At 69.8% G+C, this 3,126-nt stretch carries 3 protein-coding genes; 2 read left to right on the top strand and 1 reads right to left on the bottom strand.

The genetic code is table 11. From position 1 onward, the window contains the following. Positions 1-271: 271 nt before the first annotated feature. Positions 272-466, bottom strand: a complete 195-nt coding sequence (locus ACFY9I_RS42225) for a hypothetical protein (protein WP_391012784.1) — start codon at positions 464-466, stop codon at positions 272-274. Positions 467-646: 180 nt separating this feature from the next. Between ACFY9I_RS42225 and ACFY9I_RS42220 the strand changes: the two genes are divergently transcribed. After that, positions 647-1,639, top strand: a complete 993-nt coding sequence (locus ACFY9I_RS42220) for an Imm49 family immunity protein (RefSeq protein WP_391012781.1) — start codon at positions 647-649, stop codon at positions 1,637-1,639. Continuing rightward, on the top strand, positions 1,533-2,222 hold the full coding sequence (locus ACFY9I_RS42215) for a plasmid pRiA4b ORF-3 family protein (RefSeq protein WP_391012778.1): 690 nt from the start codon (positions 1,533-1,535) through the stop codon (positions 2,220-2,222). The genes ACFY9I_RS42220 and ACFY9I_RS42215 overlap by 107 nt, the downstream gene beginning before the upstream one ends. Positions 2,223-3,126: the final 904 nt, after the last annotated feature.

Genomic DNA, 3,126 nt, shown 5'->3' with positions numbered 1-3,126 from the left:
CTGGCGCCGACGACACCAGGCCCGTGCACGGAGCAGCCACTACCAACGTCAGGCCCTCCAACAGTCGTGATCAAGATCTACAGCTGGAGTATTAGATGCCGGGCACCATCACCGACACCACACCACCGTTATCAACCAACCACGAATAACCCCAGATCAGAGGCCCCGCCATCACCCCACCCAGTACCCGGAACGCGCCCTGCTGCTTCTCAGAAAACCCCCAATACCCCAGCTCAAGCCGCCCTTGCCACACCGACTATGAACCCCGGAATCACAGAACACGACCGCGATCTGCCGGGTTGCCCGGGTACGCACGTGGGGTGGAGTCCGGAGCCAGGAAACCGATGTCGGTGATGATCTCCACCCGCTCGATCCGGGCGAACCCCTCGCCGTCCGGCACGCCGTCGACGGCCATCCGTTCCGAAGCGATCTGGAGGTAGTCCCCCGGACGAAGCGCGGTACTCACGTGCGGAACGGTCATTCCCTACCCCCGGTGCGCCGCCTCACAGTGCGGCGGTGCGTGATCTCCTGGTGTATACCGCACCGGGCCAACAGCTCCTACCCGGTCTCGCGAGAGGAGTGTGCTGTCAGTGCCCGTTGATAACGTGCTTCGTCTAGTCGTGGAGTTCATGAAGGGGCGGGGTACGTGCGGAATGTGACATGTCATCGGGTCGGCGGGCAGCGGTTGGCCGAGGCGCTCGACGACATCGACGGGCGGGCCTACACGCGGTGGCACTGGCTGCGGTACGGCAGCATCTCGCCGACGCTGATCCGGGCCATGGCGGACGAACTGCTCGACCATGTCGCCGCGCGGACGGTGACGGAGCCGGGGCTCGACGCTGCGGCCGGCATGGTCGCCGTCACCGCCGCGGAGTGTGTGCACGGAGTGCTGAGCATCATGTGCTTCCCGGACGGGGACCAGGAACTGCGGTTCCCCCTCGTCGGGGAGCGGATCAGCACGGACCCGGACGACGACGAGTTCGGGGACGGGCCCATCACCTTCCGGGACGTCGTCAAGGAGGCGCCCACCGCGCGGACCTGGCTCGACATGTTCGAGATATGTGTCGTCAGCGGGCATGTGTGGGACTGGGAGCGGGTCACCGGGCTGCTGCTGCGCGGCGACTACGCGCCCGCCATCCGTGACGGCGTGCCCTACAACCGGTACACCTCCGTCTCCGACCCCGCCGACCTGGCCGCCATGGACGCCCTGTGCCCCTATCTCACCGAGGCGGCCGGGCATCTGCCCCGCGACTGGCCTACGGTTCCGCTGCGCAAGCCGGACGCCGGGGAGCGCGCGGAGGCCGCCCGGCGGCTCGACGAGGTCGGCGACGCGCTGAGCGCGGACCAGCGGCTGCTCCGCGTACTCCTCGACGACGACCAGCACGCCTTCGAGGACGCCCTCGTCGCCCGGCTGGTCGCGTACCGGGAGAGCGTCGAGGCCGATGCCGGTGATCCCGCGCCCCGGTCCCTCCTCCCCCTCGGCACCCTCGCCCTGGCCTGCCTCGCCGTCCAGGTCCATGGGTGGGAACTCGGTGTCCGGTCCGGGTATCTGCCGTCCGGTCTGCTGGGATCGCGGGACGCGCCGCGCCGGGCGGCGGAGGGGAACCGGAACAGCTTGGGCTGCTGGGCCGCCAAGTAGGCCACCCCGGATCACCTCGCGGGACTCCCGGCCTCCGATCTGGCGCCGCTTGGAGGTGCCGTCAGGCATCACCTTGCGCGAGCTGCACGACGTCATCCAGGCTGCCTTCGGCTGGGAGGACTACCACATGTGGGCCTTCGAGAGCGGGCGGGACCGATACGGTGTCGCTGACCGCGACCTGGGCATCCGCAACGCTGCCTCCAAGCGGCTCGGCCAGGTGGCTCCCCACACCGGCGACCGGCTCCGCTACACCTACGACTTCGGCGACGACTGGGAACACGACATCCTTGTCGAGGACGTCACCGCGCCGGAGGCCGGCACCGCCTACCCCCGATGCCTCACCGGCCGCCGGGCTTGTCCGCCTGAGGACTGCGGCGGCATTTGGGGATACGACTACCTCATCGAGATCCTTGCCGACCCTCGCCACGAAAGAACACGAAGACCGCCTGGAATGGCTGGGCCTCGACTCTGGCGACCAGTTCGACCCCGCAGCCTTCGACGCAGCTCAGGTCAACTCCGCGCTATCCGCCCTCGCGACCGTGCTCGTCAAGAACGGACGCATCACCGCCCGCCTCGCCGCTGACGGCAGGGCACATGCCCCCGCAAATTCAATGCTGCGCTGCACTAGGTGGGCCGGTACGTCACCGTGGGCCAGGTTCCGTCGCGGGGTGAGGTGGCCGTACAGGTCGTCGGCCAAGGCGTGCTGAGCGGGTGAGGCGTCGACGGCGACGATGCGGGCGGGCTGGTGGCGGACGGCCTGATGGGCCGCGTGCCGTGCCGCCCCGGCACCGAGCGCCTACGCACCGGCCGGTGACGTCGCCGAGAACTTCCGCCCCGGGCCCGCCGTCCTGGCCCCAGTTCCAGTGGAAGTCGTCGGGCACGGCGCGGTCGGTGGTGTTCCGGCTTGCGGCCGTAGTGATGCCAGAGGTCTGCGGTGCGGGTCACCCGGCCCGTCCTGGCGGGTGCCACCGGCCAACGGGCAGGTCTCAGTCACCTCTCGCACCCGCAGGAGGCGGGGCGGCGAGGTGTCAAGGGGTGCGCAGGTGTCGGCTCACCGGCTGTGGCCTGGGGTATCCCGGGGCGGGCGGGCGTACTTGCGGACGAGGGCCGCCGGTATGGGGAGGGCGTGAGGACCGGTACCGATGTGGGGTTTGGCTTTCTCCCGGGGACCGCGGCCGATGCGGTCCGCGCCGCCACGTCGTTCTGGAGCAGCGTGAACCGCCGCGGCTTCCTCACCGGATCCGGTTTCGCCGTGTCCGCTCTCACCCCGCCTGGCACCTCCCGGCCGGTCATCCCTGCGAGGAGGCCGCCGCCCAGGTGGGCGGCCGGCAGGTCGGCCGCGCCGACCTGGACGGGCTGCGGGAGGCCGCCGACGAGGCGCACCGCTGGGATTTAGGGGTCCTAACAAAAGTGGGTGGACTTGACCTGGTCAGAGGTCGGTGTCGTGCACGAGGCCGCTGGGTATCGGGACGCGGTCAGCTGCGTAG

Origin of the sequence: Streptomyces sp. NPDC012510, assembly GCF_042955065.1 — a bacterium.
Lineage (GTDB): Bacteria > Actinomycetota > Actinomycetes > Streptomycetales > Streptomycetaceae > Streptomyces.
This window is presented reverse-complemented; position numbering and strand designations above follow the sequence as displayed.